Below are 18,197 nucleotides of genomic sequence, written 5' to 3' on the forward strand. Positions count from 1 at the left end.
CGGGGCATCTCCTTGGTGGAAGCCGCGATTATGCCTCACGCCTCCAGCGGAACTCCACGCTGACGCCACGTCCGTCGGCATCCGCGGCGCAGCCGTCGCTGAGCTCGCGCACCAGCGCCAGCCCCCGGCCGGACAGCTTGCCGGTCGCCGGCTGCTCGGCCAGGGCGCGCGCGATGTCGAAGCCGGCGCCGCTGTCGCGAACGCCGATGCGCAGGCAGCCGCCATGATCCTCCGGCTCCACGCGCAGGTCGATCTCGATCCAGCCGTCACGCAGCGCGCTCAGGCGCTGCTCGCGCAGCCGGTAATAGCGGGCGAAACCGTCGGCGTCGACCTTCAGCGCCGAGTCCAGCCCGAGCACACCATGCTCCAAGGCATTGGCGTAGAGCTCGGCCAGGACCGCGAAGACACGCCCGGCGTGGCGCCTGAGCTCGACCACCTGCAGCAGCAGGTGCAGCAGCGCCGGCAGGGGGTTGTAGTCGCGCAGGGTTTCGCCGCGCAGCAGCAACGAGCCCGACCAGTCCAGCGGGCTCGGCTGCACCGCACCGACGTAGGATGCCTGGATCGGCATGGGCCCGGGCTGGCCGTCGACGTCGATCTCCACCAGGCTGAGGTCGTCCTGTGCCTGGCCGTGGAAGGCGAGCAGCGCCTCGACGATTTCTTCGAGCAGGCGCAGCGGCTCGCGGTTGGCGTCGATCACCGCCAGCAGGCGCGCCTCGCCGAACAGCTCGTTCTGCGCGTTGCAGCTTTCCACCACGCCGTCGGACAGCAGCAGCACCCGGTCGCCCTCGGCCAGCGTATGCGGCTCGAAGCGGGCGACGAAGGCCTCCGGCTCGAGCACGCCGAGCGGCAGATGCCGGGACTTCAGCGGCACCCGGGTGCCGTTGGCGCAGAGCAGGTAGCCGTCCGGCAGGCCGCCGCTCCAGACGTCCACCGTGCGCTTGTCGAAGGACAGGTCGAGCAGCGTGGCACAGCAGAACACACCCACCGGCAGGATGCGCTTGAGCTTGGCGTTCATCTCGCGCAGCAGGTCGCTGCTGGAATAGCCCTTGGCGGCCATGCCGTAGAAGGTCTCGGCCAGCGGCATGGCGCCGATCGCCGCCGGCAGGCCGTGGCCGGTGAAGTCGCCGAGCAGCACGAACATGCGCCCGGTCGGCGTCTGCGCGGCGAGCAGCAGGTCGCCGTTGAACAGCGCCAGCGGCGACTGCCGGTAGCGAATGTTGGGGGCGTCGAGACAGCCGGCGTGGGCCACCTTGTCGAAGATCGCCTTGGCCACCTCCTGCTCGCGCAGCAGCTGCTGGTGCTGCCGGCTGATCAGGTCGCGCTGCTGGCGCACCGTCGCCTGCAGGCGGCGCAGGCGGTCCATGGCGCCGATCTTGGCGGCGAGGATGATGCGGTTGTACGGCTTGGCGACGAAGTCGTCGCCGCCCGCTTCCAGGCAGCGGGCCAGGGCTTCGTTTTCCGCCAGCGAAGTGAGGAAGATGATCGGTACCAGCTCGTCGCCGGCCAGCGCCTTGATCTGCCGGGCCGCCTCGAAGCCGTCCATCACCGGCATCAGGGCGTCCATCAGCACCAGCTGGGGACGCTCCTGGCGGAACAGCGATACGGCTTCGATGCCGTTGGCCGCGGTCAGCACCCGGTGGCCTTCGCGGCTGACGATGGTCGACAGCAGCATCCGGTCGGCGGGGTTGTCCTCGGCGATGAGGATCGTCAGCCGCAGCGGCATGTCAGTCGATCTTGAACAGTTGTTCGAAGTTGCTGATCGAGAGAATCTTGCGGACGTCGGCGTTGCAGTTGATCAGGTGGATATCGGCGTCGTCGCCGCCGGCATGGTCGCGCAGCAGGAGCAGCATGCCCAGCGCGGAGCTGTCGAGGTAGGTGGCCTCCTTGAGGTCGACGACGTAGCGCCGGGGCGTGACGGAGACGTTCTGGTAGGCATCGCGAAATGCCTGGTGCGTGCTGAAATCGAAGCGGCCCTGGATGTGGATGATCAGTTCCCTACCATCATCGGCAGGCTGCGAGGAGATTGACATGGGAGACTCCCTGACCTGGAGAAGGACCCGCCGGCATAAGCCGGGGATATCAGAGATTTAGCACTCGACTCCGGTGCCGGCAACCTAGTCGTGCCGACTGCGTGACGCGAGCCGCTGGGAGAATTCGTCGAGCAGACGCTGTTCACGCTTGTCGGCGGCGACCCGCGCCTCCCGCAGGTAGCGCTCGACCAGCTTGCGCAGCCCTTCCAGCCGGGCATGCCGCTGCTGCCACTGGTCGCGCAGCTTGCCGAGGTTGTTCTCGTGCCAGGCGACGCTGCGCCGCTGCTGGCCGATGGCCGACTCGAGCTGGGACAGGAAGCGCTGGTAGTTCATCAGCCAGTCGCCGGACACCCCCCTGGCGCCCTGCTCCATCCACTGCCGCTGGTAGTCGCCGAAATACTGCTCCAGCTCGCTCAGCTTGTTCTTCGCCTGGGTCAGTTGCGTCTGTCCCTGGCCGAGCAGCTTGGCCGCCTCGCGCTCGGCGCGTTCGGCCATCTCGATCACCGGGGCGAGCCGGTCGGCGCGACTGCTCGACACTCAGCCCGCCCTCAGCCCTTGGCGCCGGGGTTGAACACCGAGGACAGCTGGCCGGCGCTGCTGGCCAGGCCCTCGCTCTCATCCAGACGCTGGCGCAGGAACCGGACCATGTCGGCCTGGCGCGCGATCGCCAGGTCGGTTTCCGGATCGCCGCCGGGCACGTAGGCGCCGACGCTGATCAGGTCGCGGCTCTGCTGGTAGCGCGACCAGAGCTGCTTGAAGCGCTGCGAGGCGCGCAGGTGTTCGGGGCTGACCACCTGCGGCATCACCCGGCTGATCGAGGCCTCGATGTCGATGGCCGGGTAATGGCCTTCCTCGGCGAGCCGGCGCGACAGCACGATATGGCCGTCGAGCACCCCGCGTGCGGCGTCGGCGATCGGGTCCTGCTGGTCGTCGCCCTCGCTGAGCACGGTGTAGAAGGCGGTGATAGAACCGCCGCCCTGCTCCGCGTTGCCGGCGCGCTCGACCAGCGCCGGCAGCTTGGCGAACACCGACGGCGGATAGCCCTTGGTCGCTGGCGGCTCGCCGATGGCCAGGGCGATCTCGCGCTGCGCCTGGGCGTAGCGGGTCAGCGAATCCATCAGCAGCAGGACGTTCTTGCCCTTGTCGCGAAAGTATTCGGCGATGCGCGTGCAGTACTGCGCCGCGCGCAGGCGCATCAGCGGGGCGTCGTCGGCCGGCGAGGCCACCACCACCGAGCGCTTGATGCTTTCTTCGCCGAGGATGTGTTCGATGAACTCCTTGACCTCGCGGCCCCGCTCGCCGATCAGCCCGACGACGATGATGTCGGCCTCGGTGAAGCGGGTCATCATGCCCAGCAGCACCGACTTGCCGACGCCGGTGCCGGCGAACAGCCCGAGGCGCTGGCCGCGGCCGACGGTCAGCAGGCCGTTGATCGAGCGGATGCCGACGTCCAGCGGCTCGCTGATCGGGTGGCGCTTGAGCGGGTTGATCACCGGCCCGTCCATCGGCACCCAGTCCTCGGCCTTCATCCCGCCCTTGCCGTCCAGCGCGCGGCCGGCGCCGTCGAGCACACGGCCGAGCATGGACATGCCCATCGGCAGGCGGCCGGTGTTGGGCAGCGGCACTACGCGCGCGCCGGGGGCGATGCCGGCCAGGCTGCCGACCGGCATCAGGTACAGCTTGCCGCTGGAGAACCCCATCACCTCCGCCTCGACCTGCGAGGGGTGGTAGCTGTCGTCGTTGATCACCAGGCAGCGGCTGCCGATGGCCGCGCGCAGGCCCTCGGCCTCCAGGGTCAGGCCGACCATGCGCAGCAGGCGGCCCTCGAGCACCGGCTGGCCGGGCAGCTTGACCGCGCCGAGGTAAGTTTCGAAGCGGCGGGCGAAACTGATGCGGTCAAGGTGCATGGGGGGCGTCGATATCCAGGGAAAGGTCGGCGGACGGCGGATGGGTGGCGTTCTCGCGCTGCTGCTCGAACAGCTGCTTGATCGCCTGGCCCAGGCGCGTCTCGATGCTGGCGTCGATACGGCTGTGCTCGGTCTCGACCCGGCAGCCGCCCGGCAGCAGGCTGTCGTCCTCGAGGATCTTCCAGCTCTCCTCGTGCCGCTCGCGCAGCGCCTTGACCGCCTCGAAGTCCTGCGGGTTGATGAAGATGCGGATGTTCTCCGCGCCCATCGGCAGCAGCTTGAGCGCCTCGCGCAGGACCTGGCGGATCTGGCTGGAATCGATCAGCAGGTCGCGCTGGATCACCTCGCGCGCCAGGTGGCTGACCAGGGTAACCATGGCGTGCTCGAGGTTAGCGTCCTGCTCGGCGATCGGGTCGAGCAACTGCGTCATCAAGCGTTCGAGGTTCGCCAGCCGTGGCGCCAGCGCCGTGTCGGCTTCCTGACGGGCCTTGAGCTGGCCGGCATGGAAGCCGTCCTTCTCGCCGGTGGCGAAGCCCTCGTTGTAGGCCTCCTGGCGGATCGCCTCCAGTTCGTCGAGTGTCAAGGGCTTGACGTCTTCTACCGGAACGTCCTCGACATGGCTGAGCTCTTCCTCGGGCTCCGGTGCCGGCGGCTCGACCGGTTCCGGCTCGGCGCCCTCGGGGTCGAAGCTGGGCAGCGCCCAGCGGTCGAAGGCCCCCAGGTCCTTGGCGCGGATCAGTTCGCTCGGATTGTCCTTGGCCATCGGCAGGGGCTCAGATCATTTCCTCGCCGCCCTTGCCGCCGAGGACGATTTCCCCGGCTTCGGCCATGCGGCGAGCGATGGTGAGAATTTCCTTCTGGGCGTTCTCCACGTCGCTGACGCGCACCGGTCCCTTGGCTTCCAGATCGTCGCGCAGCAGTTCGGCCGCGCGCTTGGACATGTTCTTGAAGAACTTGTCCTGGACCGCCTCGTCGGCTCCCTTGAGCGCCAGCACCAGCACGTCGGAGGAAACCTCGCGCATCAGTGCCTGGATGCCGCGGTCGTCGACGTCGGCCAGGTTGTCGAAGACGAACATCAGGTCCTCGATCTGCGTCGACAGGTCCTGGTCGATCTCGCGGATGGAGTCCATCAGCGGGCCTTCGACCGAGCTGTCGAGGTAGTTCATGATGTCGGCGGCGCGCTTGACCCCGCCCAGCGAGGCACGGGTGGTGTTGGCGCTGCCGGAGAACTGCTTCTCCAGGATCAGGTTCAGTTCCTTGAGCGCGGCCGGCTGCACGGTGTTGAGCGAGGACACGCGCAGGATGATGTCCAGGCGAACCTTGTGGTCGAAGTGCGAGAGCACCTCGCCGGCCTGGTCGGGGTCGAGGTAGGCCACCACGATCGCCTGGATCTGCGGGTGCTCGTAGCGGATCACGTCGGCCACGGCGCGCGGCTCCATCCACTTGAGGCTGTCCAGGCCGCTGGTGCTGCCGCCGAGCAGGATGCGATCGATCAGGCCGCCGGCCTTCTCCTCGCCGAGCGCGGCGGTGAGCATCTTGCGGATGTAGCCGTCGGCACCGACGCCGAGGCTGGTCTGGTCGCCGACGAGTTCGACGAACTCGCTCATCACCTTCTCGACCTGCTCGCGCTGGACGTTGCGCATCTGCGCCATGGCGGTACCGACCTTCTGCACTTCCTTCGGGCCCATGTGCCGCAGCACCTGGGCGGCGTCGGTCTCGCCGAGCGAGAGCAGGAGGATCGCGGCCTTGTCGACCTTGTTCAGCTTGACCGGAACTCGGGTTTCACTCATCGGAATTGATCCACTCTTTCACGACCTGGGCGACACGGCCCGGGTCATCGGCCACGAGGCTTTTGATTGCATTGAGCTGGGCATCATAGCCCTCGGTCGGGCTCGGCAGGAGGATACTCTGCGGCCCGCTGAGGCTCACCCGATCACTGGCGAGCTCGTCGTCCAGACCGGCGATCTCGCCCAGCCCGTTCTCGCCACCCACACCGCCGGCGGCCAGCTCCTTGCCCTTGCCCGCACCGGTCAGGTTGTTCAGCACCGGGCGCAGCACGCCGAACACCAGTACCAGGATGAAAAGTACGCCGAGTACCTGCTTGACCACGTCCCAGAACCAGGGCTGCGAGTAGAACGGGATCTCGAAGGATTCTTCCGCGACGTCCGGGGCGAAGGGCGTGTTGATCACGCTGACGCTGTCGCCACGGCTGGCGTCGTAGCCCACCGCGTCCTGCACCAGGCGGGTGAAGCGCGCCAGGTCGTCGGCCGACCACGGCTGGCGTACCGCCTGGCCGTCGGCGCCTATGCGCACCTGGTCGTCCACCACCACCGCCACCGACAGGCGCTTGAGGCGGCCCTGCTGCTGCTTGGTGTAGCTGATCGAACGGTCCAGCTCGTAGTTGCGCGTGGCCTGCTCGCGCTTGTCCGCCGGATAGGGCGCCAGCATCGGCTGGCCGGTGGCCGGGTCCATGATCTGCTGGCCGTTGGCGTCCAGCAGCGGCTGGCCCGGGGGGACCGCGCCGACCCCGGCAGCCTGGCCGCCGGTCTGCTCCGGCGCGGTCGCCGGCCCCGGCGGCTGGTTGCTCAGCGCGCCCGGCACGCCCTGCGGGCCGAGGCTGCTCTGGCGCTGCTCGTTGACGCTCTGCTCGCTGCGCAGCGCCGGCTGGTCCGGGTTGAAGGTCTCGGAAGTCGACTCGACGGCGCTGAAGTCGACGTCGGCGCTCACCTCCGCCTTGTAGCGGCCCATGCCCAGCACCGGCTGCAGGATGTTGTGCACGCGCTGGGTGTACAGGCCTTCCATGCGGCGGCTGTAGTCGAACTGCTTGCCGGCCATGGTCAGCTCGGACAGCTCCTGCTGGTCGGACAGCAGGTTGCCCTTCTGGTCCACCACGGTGACCTGCGACTTGGTCAGTTCCGGCACGCTGGTGGCCACCAGGTTGATGATCGCCATCACCTGGCTGGGCTCGAGGCTGCGCCCCGGGTACAGCTCGACCAGCACCGAGGCGGTCGGTTTGCGCTCGTCACGGACGAACACCGAGCTCTTCGGGATCGCCAGGTGCACGCGGGCACCCTTGATGTTGTTCAGGCTGGTGATGGTGCGCGCCAGCTCGCCTTCCAGGCCGCGACGGTAGCGGGTCGCTTCCATGAACTGGCTGGTGCCCAGGCCCTGCTCCTTGTCGAGGATCTCGAAGCCGACGGTGCTGTCGGCCGGCGCGATGCCGGCGCCGGCCAGCTTCAGGCGCGCGCGGGCCAGGTCGTCGGCCTTGACCAGCAGGGCGCCGGAGTTGGGCTCGACGGTGTACTTGATGTCCGCCGCGGCGAGGGTTTCCATCACCTGGTTGGCGTCCATCCCGGCGAGGCTGCCGAGCAGCGGACGGTAGTCCGGCTGCTGCGACCAGAGCACCACGGCGAAGCCGATGGCGACGCTCGCGGCCAGGCCGACCAGCAGGCCGATCTGCCGCAGCATGGACATTTCCGAGAGGTTTTCCAGGAACGACAGGCCCAGCAGGGGCTTTTTCGCCGCGCCGGAATCGGCAGGGACCGGGATGTTGGTGGTTACCGCTTCAGCCATGACTCACTCCACCTCAGACCGGCATCTGCATGATGTCTTGATAGGCCTGGACCAGCTTGTTGCGTACCTGGGTCAGGGCCTGGAAGGAAACGCTGGCTTTCTGCGAAGCGATCATCACATCGGTGAGATCGACGCCGCTCTGCCCCATCTCGAAGGCGGTGGCCAGCTGGCTCGATGCCTGCTGCGTCTCGTTCACCTTGTTGACCGCCTGGCCGAGCATGTCGGCGAAGCTCGGGCCGCTCACCTGCTCGGGCGTCGGTGCCGGCTTCGCGCGCGCCATCGCATCCATCTGCATGGCCCGCATTTCCAGCATCAAGCGATTGAATTCGACACCTTGGCTCATCTGTCCTCTCCGCGGATTTTTGACGCTTTTCCGCCAGTGCAGGGACATTAGCAACAAGGATGCCAGCTATCGGAAGGCCCTTTTTGCGGGGCACCGGACACCGGCCAGACGCGTGGATGAGGCTACGCCGTCATCCACCCTACGGGCCCAGCGCACGGCGTTCGGAGGCGCCGCGCAGGAACACCGCCGTCATCGCCAATTGCACCCCCAGCAGGGGCACCAGCGCGGCGAGCACCAGGATCACCGAAGCGAGCATCGCGCCGCCGACGATGGCCAGCCAGGCCAGCACTCGCACGGCGGCATAGACGTCGTGCACCCGCAGCAGCCGGATGCCGAACCAGACGGTGACCAGCCCGTACAGCGCCACCGTGGCGAAGTACAGCAGCATCGCCCAGCCCGGCGTCATCAGCATGGCGTCGCCCAGCGCGATCTCCAGGCCGGTGACCACCAGGCTGACGACCACCAGCGACCACACCGGCCAGGCCAGCCGCGGGGCCTCGAAGCGGGTTTCGACGAACTGCTTGAAACGGATCAGCAGATAACAGCCGAGCACCGCCACCAGCGGGCCCATCCACTCGCCGAGCCGGGTGAGCGCCGGGTGCAGCAGCGGATCGATGGTCAGCAGCAAGACCGACATCACCAGCGTGCCGAGCACCGCAGCCGCGCTCAGGGCGGCGAGCAGGCGCAACTGGCCGACCGTCCAGGCGCCGATGGCCGCTGGCCGCGTCGGTTCGATCAGGGGCGCCTCGGGCGCCGCATAGGGGTTGTCCGGTTCCACGCTCGCTCCTCGCCCTCATCGCCTCGCGCGACTGTATCGCCGCTTGCGCGCCCGGCTGTACCGGGCGCCATCGTGCATTGGCCGCTAGCCTAGCGCTTTTGACCGCTCCGGAATCCCCCATGGAAGCCACCCGCCTGCCCATGCGACCGCTGGCCGACAGCAGCCCCTCCACCATCGTCGCCGGCTTCGTGGCCATGCTCACCGGCTATACCAGCTCGCTGGTGCTGATGTTCCAGGCCGGCCAGGCGGCCGGTCTCAGCAGCGGGCAGATTTCCTCCTGGATCTGGGCACTGTCGATCGGCATGGCGATCTGCAGCATCGTCCTGTCGCTGCGCTTTCGCACGCCGGTGGTGATCGCCTGGTCGACGCCGGGCGCCGCGCTGCTGATCGGCAGCCTGCCCGGCGTCCCCTACGGCGAGGCGATCGGCGCCTTCATCCTGGCCTCGGCGCTGATCGCCCTGTGCGGGCTGACCGGCAGCTTCGAGCGCCTGATGCGCCACGTGCCTGCCTCGCTGGCGGCGGCGCTGCTGGCCGGCGTGCTGTTCCGCATCGGCCTGGAAATCTTCCATGCGGTGGAGGTACAGCCGCTGCTGGTGCTGTCGATGTTCTTCAGCTACCTGCTGGCCAAGCGGCTGTTCCCGCGCTACGCGGTGCTCAGCGCGCTGCTGGTCGGCAGCGCGCTGGCCGGCGCGCTCGGGCTGCTGGATTTCAGCGGCTTCAGCCTGCAGCTGGCGGTGCCGGTGTGGACCACGCCATCGTTCTCGCTGGCGGCCGTGGTCAGCATCGGCATTCCGCTGTTCGTCATCGCCATGGCCTCGCAGAACATGCCCGGGCTGGCGGTGCTGCGCGCCGAGGGCTACACCGTGCCCGCCTCGCCGCTGATCTCCGTCACCGGCATCGCCTCGGTGCTGCTGGCGCCCTTCGGCTCGCACGGCATCCACCTGGCGGCCATCACCATGGCCATCTGCGCCGGCGGAGAGTCGCACCCCGACCCGGCGCGGCGCTACACCGCGGCGGTCTGGTGCGGAATCTTCTATGGCATCGCCGGGCTGTTCGGCGCCACCCTGGCCGCGCTGTTCGCCGCCTTCCCCAGTGCCCTGGTGCTGTCGATCGCCGCGCTGGCGCTGCTCGGTTCGATCGGCGCCGGGCTGACCCAGGCGATGCAGCAGCCCAGCGAGCGGGAAGCGGCACTGATCACCTTCATGGTCACCGCCTCGGGCCTGTCGCTGTGGAACGTCGGCTCGGCGCTCTGGGGGCTGGTCGCCGGCGTGCTGACGCTGTGGATCCTCAACATCCGCAAGGCCGGCTGAGGGTATAGATCACGGTCGCCCCGCCGCCGACCGCCAGGGCACGCCGGTGGTGACGGTCGCACCGCCCGGCCGATCAGCCGGCCAAATGTCGCCATATTCCACAGAGCATCCGGACCTTGCCCAGGGTCGCGAGCGCAGGCTAGATCGACCCTTTCCCTCAGCCAGTCGAGACCCGAGATGACGATCCTCAACCGCCAGTGCCTGCTGGCCCAGCGCCCGATCGGCGCCCCTACGCGCGATACCTTCCGCTTCGTCGAAACGCCGCTGGACGAGCCGGCGCCAGGGCAGATCCTGGTGCGGGTGCGGTACCTGTCGATCGACCCGGCGATGCGCGGCTGGATGAACGACGCCAGGTCCTACATCCCGCCGGTCGGTCTCGGCGAGGTGATGCGGGCCCTGGGCGTCGGCCAGGTGGTCGCCTCGCAGCACCCTGACCATGCGGTGGGCGACTGGGTCAACGGCGCCCTCGGCGTGCAGGACTATTTCCTCGGCGAGCCGCGCGGCTTCTACAAGGTCGACCCCGGCCAGGCGCCCCTGCCGCTGTACCTGTCGGCGCTCGGCATGACCGGGATGACCGCCTACTTCGGGCTGCTGGCGGTCGGCGCGCCGCAGGCCGGCGAGACGGTGGTGGTCTCCGGCGCCGCTGGGGCGGTCGGCAGCGTGGCCGGGCAGATCGCGCGGATCAAGGGCTGCCGCGTGGTGGGGATTGCCGGTGGCGCCGACAAGTGCCGCCTGCTCACCGAGGATTTCGGCTTCGATGCGGCGATCGACTACAAGGGCGAGGACTTGCACGCCGCGCTCAGGCGCGAGTGCCCGAAAGGCGTGGATCTGTACTTCGACAACGTCGGCGGCGACATCCTCGACGCCGTGCTGACCCGGCTGAACTTCAAGGCGCGCGTGGTGCTCTGCGGCGCCATCAGCCAGTACAACAACAAGGAGGCGGTCAAGGGGCCGTCGAACTACCTGTCGCTGCTGGTCAACCGGGCGCGCATGGAAGGCATGGTGGTGACCGACTACGTCTCCCGCTATCCCGAAGCCATGCGCGACATGGCCGGCTGGCTGCAGAGCGGGCAGCTCAAGAGCAGGGAAGACATCGTCGAGGGGCTGGAGACCTTCCCCGAAACCCTGATGAAGCTGTTCACCGGCGGCAACCTCGGCAAGCTCGTGCTCAAGGTGAGCTGACCCGGCGAACGTCCGCGGTCGCAGCCGCGGCGCGGTTGGTCAGGACAGCTCGGCGACCACCGCCGCCAGGGCCGCCGCCGGATCGGCGGCCTGGCTGATCGGACGGCCGATCACCAGGTAGTCGGAACCGGCCTGCATCGCCTGCGCCGGAGTGAGGATGCGCCGCTGGTCGTCGCCGGCACTGCCGGCCGGGCGGATGCCCGGGGTGACCAGCTGCAGGCGCGGCAGCTGCGCCTTGAGCGCGGGCGCCTCCTGGGCCGAACACACCAGCCCGTCCAGCCCCGCCTGCTCGGCGAGCCCGGCCAGGCGCAGCACCTGCTCCTGCGGCGGCACGTCCAGGCCCAGCTGCGCCAGATCGCCCTGCTCCATGCTGGTCAGCACCGTCACGCCGATCAGCAGCGGACGCACACCGCCGCCCTGCTCCAGCACGTCGCGGCAGGCCGCCATCATCCGCAGGCCGCCGGAGCAATGCACGTTGACCATCCAGACGCCCAGTTCGGCGGCCGCCTTGACCGCCATCGCCGTGGTGTTGGGGATGTCGTGGAATTTCAGGTCGAGGAACACCTCGAAACCCAGGCCCTGCAGCGCCTCGACGATCGCCGGCCCGCAGCGGGTGAACAGCTCCTTGCCGACCTTGACGCGGCACCGCGTCGGATCGAGCCGGGCAGCGAGCGCCAGCGCGGCCTCGCGGCTGGGAAAATCGAGGGCGACGATGATGGGAGTCTGGCAGGTCATGGCGGGGCCTCACGAAAAACGGCGCGCATTGTCGCAGAAAAAGGTAGGCCGCGGATGATCGGCAGGCCAGCCATCGCAAGCGCGCTGGTGCGCGCTGTCGATCCTATCGCCGCACTCCCCACCTGCAGTAAGGTGAACCTCTCATCTGCCTGGAGAAAGACAATGCCCTGGTATGCCTGGCTGATACTCGCCCTCGCCCTGGGGTCGATCGTCGGCAGCCTCATGGCGCTGCGTTCGACCTCGCGCAAGATCCCGCTGACCGAGGAGCAGAAACGTCAGATCGCCAAGCGCAACGCCGAAGCCGACGCGCGCGACGCGCAAGACCGCTAAGGTCTGTTGCCGTTTCGTCGCGAGCCGCGTTGCCGCGTCAAATGGCAACAGACCTTAAGCCATTCGTCGTCGCCTCGGCCTTGCCCGAACGAGGGGGCGCATTTCCTGCTCAGATCCTCATGACCGCCGAAAAGCCGGCGCATGACAGAGACAGGCCCCGGCGATTACCGGGGCTCCGTCGTGCATGCCCGTTCAAGGAAGCGACCGTTGTCCGATCTGCCTTTTTCTTCCCTGCCGAAATTCCAGGCGACCTTCGCCCGCCGCGTTCTGCCGGGCATCGTCTGCCTGCTGCTGAGCGCCCTGCTGGGGACGGCGATCACGCTGGCCCATCTGGCCCGCAACCTGGACCGGGAGGAGCTTGAGCGCGGCCGCTTCCTCGCCGAGAAGGCGCTGCAGGTACCGCACGAGTGGCTGGCCCGCTCGGTGGCCGACAACGCCTTCTGGGGCGATGCCTATGCCCGGCTCAACGGGGTGCCCGACATCGAGTGGGCCTATCGCCAGGGCAACCTCGGCCCTTCCCTGCATCGGGACTTCGGCACTGAAGGCCTGTTCGTGGTGGATGCGCAGGGTCGCACCACCTATTCGGTGATCGACGGCAAGCTGGTCACGGTCGACGCCGCCGCCTGGTTCCAGTCCGGGCTGCCGCGGCTGCTGGATCAGGCCCGCGGCGCAGACGAGCAAGGCGCCACCGCGGTACTGAGCTCCGCCGGCACGCCGGTGATCGCCGCCGCGGCGATGTTCACGCCTGGCCACAGCGACGTGCCGCCCATGGACGGCCCTGCCTCGGTGCTGATCCTCGCCGACGTGCTGGACCCCGAGCGCCTCGAACAGCTCGGCGAAGCCTACGCCGTCGAAGGCCTGCGGGTGGTGCCGCGCGACGAGGAGGCGGACGACGCGTCGATCCACCTGCGCTACGAGGACGGCACGCCGCTCACCTTCGGCTGGACGCCCGAACGCCCCGGCCGGCATATGCTGTTCGTCACGCTGCCCATCCTCGCGCTGGTCAGCCTCGGCCTCGGCTTCCTCGCCTGGCTGCTGCTGCGCCAGGCGCTGCGCGCCACTCAGCTGATGGACGCCAGCTACGAGCGGCTGGCCAACAGCCGCCAGGCCCTGGCGGCCAGCGAAGCGCGCTTTCGCGACGTCGCCGAGGCCGCCTCGGACTGGATCTGGGAGACCGACGAGCAGTTGCGCCTGACCTACCTCTCCTGCCGCTTCGAGCAGATCACCGGGCACCGGCCCGAGGTCTGGCTGGAGCAGCCGCTGGGCGCCCTGCTGACCAGCGACGACGAGGCGCTGCAGGGCTGGCTGCTCAGCCCCGACGAGGCGCCCCTGCGCTGCCGCTATCGCTCGGCCGACGGCCACGCCCGGCACTGCCGGCTGGCGGCCAAGCCTATCCTGCGCGACGGCAGGTTGATCGGCTACCGGGGCACGGCGACCGACACCACCGAGGAAACCGAGGCGCAGGCGCGCATCGCCCACCTGTCGCAGCACGACGCACTGACCGGCCTGCCGAACCGCAACCAGCTGCGCGAGCACCTCGAGCAACGGCTCGAGCCCGGCGGCGGCCAGCCGGCGGCCTGCACCCTGCTGTACATCGACCTCGACCGCTTCAAGCCGATCAACGACACCTTTGGCCACGCGGCCGGCGACGAGGTGCTGCTGCAGGTGGCCGAGCGCCTGCGGCTGTGTACCCGCGACGGCGACCTAATCGCCCGCCTGGGCGGCGACGAGTTCGTCATGGTGCTCGACGGAACGCATGCCGAGGCCGACATCGAGCACCTCTGCGCGCGCCTGATGGCGGCACTGGACGAGCCCTTCCAGCATGCCGGCCAGCGCCTGTACATCGGCGCCAGCATCGGCATCGCGAACGCCCCGCAGGACGCCGCGCGCGCCGGCGAGCTGCTACGCCGCGCCGACGTCGCGCTGTACCAGGCCAAGGCGGACGGGCGCGGCGCCTGGCGCTTCTATTCCCAAGAAATGGACGACCGCCTGCACGAACGCCAGCGCCTGGAGGACGAACTGCGCACGGCCATCGACAAGGGCCAGTTCGTCCTGCACTTCCAGCCGCGCTACCTCAGCGAAGGGCTGCGACTGCGCGGCGCCGAGGCGCTGCTGCGCTGGCAGCACCCCACGCAGGGGCTGCTGCTGCCCGACACCTTCATACCGCTGGCCGAGGAGACCGGGCTGATCGTGCCGCTGGGCGCCTGGGTGCTGCGCGAAGCCTGCGTGCAGGCCAGGCACTGGCCGCAGGACACGGTGGTCTCGGTCAATCTGTCGGCGATCCAGCTGCGGCGCGGCAAGCTGCTGGACGAGGTTCGCGCCGCCCTGTTCGAAAGCGATCTGCCGGCCGGCCGGCTGGAACTGGAGATCACCGAGAGCGCCCTGCTGCACGACAGCCAGGCGACCCTGGAACTGTTGCGCAGCCTCAAGGCGCTGGGCGTGCGCATGGCCATGGACGATTTCGGCACCGGCTATTCGTCGCTGAGCAACCTGCGCAACTTCCCGTTCGACCTGATCAAGATCGACCGCAGTTTCGTCGCCGGCATGGCCAGTTCGCCGGACGACCAGTCCATCGTGCACGCCCTCATCGGCCTGGGCCGCGGCCTGCGCCTGGAGGTCACCGCCGAGGGCGTGGAGACCGCCGACCAGTTGCAGACGCTGGTGGCCGCCGGCTGCACCGAGGTGCAGGGGTTCCACATGAGCCAGCCGCTGCCTGCGCAGGCGCTTTACCAGCTGTTCGGGCAGGCGCCGGGCTGAACGGCCTCAGCGGCGGAACTCGAACTGCACCTCGGCGCCCTGGATCAGCGGATCGTCGGGCTGCTGGCCGGAGATCAGCCGACCGCTCAGGCCGACGCCGTCCGGCTCATGCGCGCCGAACAGCGGCGGCAGCAGCGGCTGCGGCTCCATGGATTCGGGCATCAGCTCGGCCGCCCAATCCTCCGGCAGGCTCAGGTCCAGATCGAGCGACTGGACCCGGACATTTTCCTCCGCCTGCGCCTGGCCTTTCGCCGGCGACGCGGGGCGCCGCTCGCGCGGCGGCGCGGCCGGGGCGGAGGATGCGGCCACGGCAGCCGCCTGCGCCTGCGACGGCGGCGGCACGGCCGGCGGTTCGGGCCTTGCCGGCGCGCTCGGTTCGGTGGTCGGCGCGGCCGGCGTCGGAGCCGGGCCCGGCGGTGCCGGCACCTCGCGCTCGCAACCGGCCAGCAGCAGCAAGCCCAGCCCGAAGGCGCAGCAAAGCCTGTTCGTCATCGTTCGTCCGCCTCCCGTTCGCCGCTCAGGCCATCTGGCACGGCGCGGACTCCGCCTGCGCCTCGTCGCAGAGCTCGGCCGCCAACGCACCCAGGGTACGCAGCGCCTGCTCGGCGGCACGCCCCATCGGCAGCGCGCAGTTGAGCCGGATGCAGTGGTTGAATTGCTCGGTATTGCTGAAGATCAGCCCCGGCGCGATGCTGATGCCGCGTTCCAGCGCGCGGCCGTGCAGCGCCTTGGTGTTGACCGGCGCCGGCAGGCTGACCCAGAGGATGAAGCCGCCGCTGGGCCGGGTCATCTGGGTGCCCTCGGGGAAGTAGCGCTGCACCGCCAGCTGGAAGGCGGTCAGGTTCTTGCGGTATTCCTGGCGGATCGAGCGCAGGTGGCGGTCGTAGCCGCCATTCTCGAGGTAGGCGGCGACCCCCATCTGCGTCAGGCTGCAGGCCGAATGGGTGCTGAAGGTCTGCAGCCGCTGGACCTCGGCCTGGTAGGGCCCGGCGATGATCCAGCCGATGCGCACGCCCGGCGACAGGGTCTTGGAAAAGCTCGAGCAGTAGATCACCCGGCCGTCGCGGTCGTGCGACTTCAGCGCCTTGACCGTGCCCTGCTCGAACAGCAGCTCGCCGTAGATGTCGTCCTCGACCACGCGGATGTCGAAGCGCCCGGCCAGCTCCAGCAGCTGCCGCTGGCGCGGCTCCGGGATGGTCCCGCCCAGCGGGTTGCTCAGCCGCGCGGTGAGTACCAGGGCCTTGATCGGCCACTGGCTGGCGGCCAGCTGCAGGGCTTCCAGGCTGATGCCGGTGGTCGGGTCGCTGGGAATCTCGATGACCTTCAGCCCCAGCAGGTCGGCCAGCTGCAGCAGCCCGTAGTAGGTGGGCGACTCGGCGGCGATCAGGTCGCCGGGCCTGGTCAGTACGCGCAGGGACATCTGCAGCGCATCGACGCAACCATGGGTGATCACGATCTCGGCCGGGTCCACCACCACTCCGGCGTCACGCATGCGGATCGCCACCTGCCGGCGCAGCGGCTCGAAGCCCGGGCTGAACATGTAGCTGAAGGCCTGGGCGCTGTGGAAACGGGTGACCTTGGCCAGTTGCTGGTGCAGCGCCCGCACCGGCAGGTAGTCGACGTGCGGCACCGCCGCACCGAGCGGGATGACGCCTTCGCGGCGGGTCTGGCTGAGCACCTGGTTGATGATGCTGCTGCGGGTGACCAGGGTTGGCCGCTCCACCCGCGCGATGTCCGGCGTCGGCGCGGTCAGCGCGGCGGTCTGGTGGACGTAGAACCCCGATTGCGGGCGTGCGCGGATCAGCCCCTGGTCTTCGAGATTGGCGTAGGCCTGCAGGACGGTGGCGTGGCTGACGTTCAGTTGCAGGCTCATCTTGCGCACCGACGGCACCCGCTCGCCGGGGCGGTAGACGCCGCGGCGGATGTCTTCGGCAAGCTGCTGAGCGATACGCTGGTAAAGCAACAGATTGGTCATGGCACCGTCCCCTGGAACTGAACCGAAACAGTAGCCCAGAGGACGACCAAACACCAGTACAGTTATTGCCCGCCTGGATGGCACAGTGCGGCTCGCGAGCGCGCCGCACCGCGGGAAACCGCTAGCGCGGCGCGCTCAGCACGCCCTGGGCGTCGGAAAAGACGATCTCGACCCGGCGATTCTGCGCCCGACCCCGCTCCGACGCGTTCTCCGCCAGCGGATACGCTTCACCGTAGCCCGTCACCTGCATGCGCTCGGGCGCGACTCCCAGCTCCTGCAACAACTGCGCGACGGACTGTGCCCGGGCCCGCGAGAGCTCCAGGTTGGCGGCGGCATTGCCCCGATTGTCGCTGTAGCCCTCGATGCGGATCACCCGCTGCGGATTGATGCGCAGGAAATGCGCCAGGCGCAGCAGCGTCCGGCTGGCCGACGGGCTGAGCGCGCTGCTGCCGGACTGGAACAGCACGTCGCCGAGGGTCATCACCAGGCCACGGTCGGTTTCGGTCGCCGCCAGGCTCATCATCTGGTCCTCCAGCCAGCGCCCCTGCTGCTGGGCGCTGAGCAGCTCGGCCTCCTGCAGCGCCATGCGCAGCCGGTCGCGCTCCATGCCCATCTGCGCGGCGCGTTCCTGGTTGAGCGCCAGCTCGCTGTGCTGGCGCGCGATCTCGCTGTAACGCTGGCTCAGGTAGGCGTAGTGGGCGACATCCCCGCTGGCGCCCAGGTAGCCGGAAAAGCGCTGGGCACGCTCCAGCGACTCGCCGGCGCGCGTCACCTCCTTGGGCGCGCTGCGCAGCACGTCCGGGTCCTGGCGAACGCCTTCGTAACTGGCCGAGGCCCTGGCCAGGGCCTGCTCGGCCTCCTGGCTGGCGCACCCGGCGAGCGCCAGGGCCGGCAACAGCAGCATCCACGCGCACCCGTTCATCGCACCTCTCCGAGTTGCTGGCGCAGCCGCGCGATGTGGGCGCTCAGCTCCACGAGCTGGTCCCGGCTCTTCTGGTTCAGGTGCTGCGCCTCGGCCAGCCGCGCGTCCAGCTCGGCCTGCTCCGCCAGCAGGCGCGCCGCCTTGTTGTCGCCGTCGGCGAGCGCCCTGCCGGCTTCGGCGAGCTTCTGCTCGGCCAGCGCCAGTTCGGCGGATTCGGACGTGGCGCCGACCGCCTTGGCCTGGGTAATGGTCTGTTCGGTCAGCCGTAGCTGCTCGCTCGGCACCGGGTCGCTCGCACAGCCGGCCAGCAGGCCGAGCGCGGAAAGCAGGATGATGAGGGTCTTGTTCACGTCGG

At 69.2% G+C, this 18,197-nt stretch carries 18 protein-coding genes; 4 read left to right on the forward strand and 14 right to left on the reverse strand.

Translation table 11 applies throughout. From position 1 onward, the window contains the following. Window positions 1-28 precede the first annotated feature (28 nt). From H610_RS0109740 to H610_RS0109780, 9 genes are all read right to left on the reverse strand, one after another. On the reverse strand, window positions 29-1,723 hold the full coding sequence (locus H610_RS0109740; RefSeq protein ID WP_028239483.1) for a fused response regulator/phosphatase: 1,695 nt from the start codon (window positions 1,721-1,723) through the stop codon (window positions 29-31). A gap of 1 nt (window position 1,724) precedes the next feature. Continuing rightward, complete coding sequence (locus tag H610_RS0109745) at window positions 1,725-2,030, reverse strand: STAS domain-containing protein (RefSeq protein WP_028239484.1); 306 nt, start codon at window positions 2,028-2,030, stop codon at window positions 1,725-1,727. An 84-nt stretch (window positions 2,031-2,114) separates the two neighbouring features. Next, the gene (fliJ, locus tag H610_RS0109750) at window positions 2,115-2,567 is read right to left on the reverse strand and encodes a flagellar export protein FliJ (protein WP_028239485.1); all 453 of its coding nucleotides are present in this window, start codon (window positions 2,565-2,567) and stop codon (window positions 2,115-2,117) included. An 11-nt stretch (window positions 2,568-2,578) separates the two neighbouring features. After that, window positions 2,579-3,937, reverse strand: a complete 1,359-nt coding sequence (gene fliI / locus H610_RS0109755) for a flagellar protein export ATPase FliI (RefSeq protein WP_028239486.1) — start codon at window positions 3,935-3,937, stop codon at window positions 2,579-2,581. After that, complete coding sequence (gene fliH / locus H610_RS0109760) at window positions 3,927-4,700, reverse strand: flagellar assembly protein FliH (RefSeq protein ID WP_028239487.1); 774 nt, start codon at window positions 4,698-4,700, stop codon at window positions 3,927-3,929. Before fliH ends, fliI begins: the two co-directional genes overlap by 11 nt. Window positions 4,701-4,710: 10 nt before the next feature. Next, entirely contained in the window at window positions 4,711-5,727 is a 1,017-nt protein-coding gene (gene fliG, locus H610_RS0109765) for a flagellar motor switch protein FliG (RefSeq protein WP_028239488.1), read from the reverse strand. Beyond that, window positions 5,720-7,510, reverse strand: coding sequence for a flagellar basal-body MS-ring/collar protein FliF (gene fliF, locus H610_RS0109770; protein ID WP_028239489.1), 1,791 nt, complete (start codon window positions 7,508-7,510; stop codon window positions 5,720-5,722). The genes fliG and fliF overlap by 8 nt, the downstream gene beginning before the upstream one ends. A gap of 13 nt (window positions 7,511-7,523) precedes the next feature. Continuing rightward, window positions 7,524-7,853 carry a flagellar hook-basal body complex protein FliE gene (gene fliE / locus H610_RS0109775; protein ID WP_028239490.1) on the reverse strand — a complete coding sequence of 110 codons (330 nt, stop codon included), beginning with the start codon at window positions 7,851-7,853 and terminating at the stop codon, window positions 7,524-7,526. Between the two features lie 139 nt (window positions 7,854-7,992). Beyond that, window positions 7,993-8,631: a hypothetical protein gene (locus H610_RS0109780; RefSeq protein ID WP_028239491.1), complete on the reverse strand. Its 639-nt coding sequence runs from the start codon at window positions 8,629-8,631 to the stop codon at window positions 7,993-7,995. Window positions 8,632-8,750: 119 nt separating this feature from the next. Between H610_RS0109780 and H610_RS0109785 the strand changes: the two genes are divergently transcribed. Both H610_RS0109785 and H610_RS0109790 read left to right on the forward strand, forming a co-directional pair. After that, entirely contained in the window at window positions 8,751-9,941 is a 1,191-nt protein-coding gene (locus H610_RS0109785; RefSeq protein WP_043238170.1) for a benzoate/H(+) symporter BenE family transporter, read from the forward strand. A gap of 177 nt (window positions 9,942-10,118) precedes the next feature. Continuing rightward, window positions 10,119-11,123: an NADP-dependent oxidoreductase gene (locus tag H610_RS0109790; RefSeq protein WP_028239493.1), complete on the forward strand. Its 1,005-nt coding sequence runs from the start codon at window positions 10,119-10,121 to the stop codon at window positions 11,121-11,123. A 39-nt stretch (window positions 11,124-11,162) separates the two neighbouring features. Here the strand turns inward: H610_RS0109790 and pyrF are convergent, their stop codons facing one another. Continuing rightward, window positions 11,163-11,858 carry an orotidine-5'-phosphate decarboxylase gene (pyrF, locus tag H610_RS0109795; protein ID WP_028239494.1) on the reverse strand — a complete coding sequence of 232 codons (696 nt, stop codon included), beginning with the start codon at window positions 11,856-11,858 and terminating at the stop codon, window positions 11,163-11,165. Between the two features lie 162 nt (window positions 11,859-12,020). On the opposite strand from pyrF, the gene H610_RS24880 reads away from it, so the two are divergent. Both H610_RS24880 and H610_RS0109805 read left to right on the forward strand, forming a co-directional pair. Then, on the forward strand, window positions 12,021-12,188 hold the full coding sequence (locus tag H610_RS24880; protein ID WP_084166424.1) for a DUF2897 family protein: 168 nt from the start codon (window positions 12,021-12,023) through the stop codon (window positions 12,186-12,188). Between the two features lie 141 nt (window positions 12,189-12,329). Next, window positions 12,330-14,945, forward strand: coding sequence for an EAL domain-containing protein (locus H610_RS0109805; RefSeq protein ID WP_084166425.1), 2,616 nt, complete (start codon window positions 12,330-12,332; stop codon window positions 14,943-14,945). A 6-nt stretch (window positions 14,946-14,951) separates the two neighbouring features. On the opposite strand, the gene H610_RS0109810 is transcribed toward H610_RS0109805, so the two are convergent. The 4 genes from H610_RS0109810 to H610_RS0109825 all read right to left on the reverse strand — a co-directional run bounded on the left by H610_RS0109810 (window position 14,952) and on the right by H610_RS0109825 (window position 18,192). Beyond that, the gene (locus H610_RS0109810) at window positions 14,952-15,437 is read right to left on the reverse strand and encodes a hypothetical protein (RefSeq protein WP_051231644.1); all 486 of its coding nucleotides are present in this window, start codon (window positions 15,435-15,437) and stop codon (window positions 14,952-14,954) included. A 25-nt stretch (window positions 15,438-15,462) separates the two neighbouring features. Continuing rightward, window positions 15,463-16,920, reverse strand: a complete 1,458-nt coding sequence (locus H610_RS0109815) for an aminotransferase-like domain-containing protein (RefSeq protein ID WP_028239497.1) — start codon at window positions 16,918-16,920, stop codon at window positions 15,463-15,465. Between the two features lie 121 nt (window positions 16,921-17,041). Continuing rightward, window positions 17,042-17,842 (reverse strand): OmpA family protein, encoded by an 801-nt coding sequence (locus H610_RS0109820; RefSeq protein ID WP_028239498.1) that lies wholly within the window; start codon window positions 17,840-17,842, stop codon window positions 17,042-17,044. Next, the gene (locus H610_RS0109825; protein ID WP_051231646.1) at window positions 17,839-18,192 is read right to left on the reverse strand and encodes a DUF4398 domain-containing protein; all 354 of its coding nucleotides are present in this window, start codon (window positions 18,190-18,192) and stop codon (window positions 17,839-17,841) included. The genes H610_RS0109820 and H610_RS0109825 overlap by 4 nt, the downstream gene beginning before the upstream one ends. Between the last annotated feature and the right edge of the window lie 5 nt (window positions 18,193-18,197).

The organism is Stutzerimonas azotifigens DSM 17556, assembly GCF_000425625.1.
Lineage (GTDB): Bacteria > Pseudomonadota > Gammaproteobacteria > Pseudomonadales > Pseudomonadaceae > Stutzerimonas > Stutzerimonas azotifigens.

Bases quoted from the DNA above. Each gene is read 5' to 3' on its own strand.
- H610_RS0109740 (WP_028239483.1), bottom strand. From the start codon at position 1,723: ATGCCGCTGCGGCTGACGATCCTCATCGCCGAGGACAACCCCGCCGAC.
- H610_RS0109745 (WP_028239484.1), bottom strand. From the start codon at position 2,030: ATGTCAATCTCCTCGCAGCCTGCCGATGATGGTAGGGAACTGATCATC.
- fliI (WP_028239486.1), bottom strand. From the start codon at position 3,937: ATGCACCTTGACCGCATCAGTTTCGCCCGCCGCTTCGAAACTTACCTC.
- fliH (WP_028239487.1), bottom strand. From the start codon at position 4,700: ATGGCCAAGGACAATCCGAGCGAACTGATCCGCGCCAAGGACCTGGGG.
- fliG (WP_028239488.1), bottom strand. From the start codon at position 5,727: ATGAGTGAAACCCGAGTTCCGGTCAAGCTGAACAAGGTCGACAAGGCC.
- fliF (WP_028239489.1), bottom strand. From the start codon at position 7,510: ATGGCTGAAGCGGTAACCACCAACATCCCGGTCCCTGCCGATTCCGGC.
- fliE (WP_028239490.1), bottom strand. From the start codon at position 7,853: ATGAGCCAAGGTGTCGAATTCAATCGCTTGATGCTGGAAATGCGGGCC.
- H610_RS0109785 (WP_043238170.1), top strand. From the start codon at position 8,751: ATGGAAGCCACCCGCCTGCCCATGCGACCGCTGGCCGACAGCAGCCCC.
- H610_RS0109790 (WP_028239493.1), top strand. From the start codon at position 10,119: ATGACGATCCTCAACCGCCAGTGCCTGCTGGCCCAGCGCCCGATCGGC.
- pyrF (WP_028239494.1), bottom strand. From the start codon at position 11,858: ATGACCTGCCAGACTCCCATCATCGTCGCCCTCGATTTTCCCAGCCGC.
- H610_RS24880 (WP_084166424.1), top strand. From the start codon at position 12,021: ATGCCCTGGTATGCCTGGCTGATACTCGCCCTCGCCCTGGGGTCGATC.
- H610_RS0109805 (WP_084166425.1), top strand. From the start codon at position 12,330: ATGACAGAGACAGGCCCCGGCGATTACCGGGGCTCCGTCGTGCATGCC.
- H610_RS0109810 (WP_051231644.1), bottom strand. From the start codon at position 15,437: ATGACGAACAGGCTTTGCTGCGCCTTCGGGCTGGGCTTGCTGCTGCTG.
- H610_RS0109815 (WP_028239497.1), bottom strand. From the start codon at position 16,920: ATGACCAATCTGTTGCTTTACCAGCGTATCGCTCAGCAGCTTGCCGAA.
- H610_RS0109820 (WP_028239498.1), bottom strand. From the start codon at position 17,842: ATGAACGGGTGCGCGTGGATGCTGCTGTTGCCGGCCCTGGCGCTCGCC.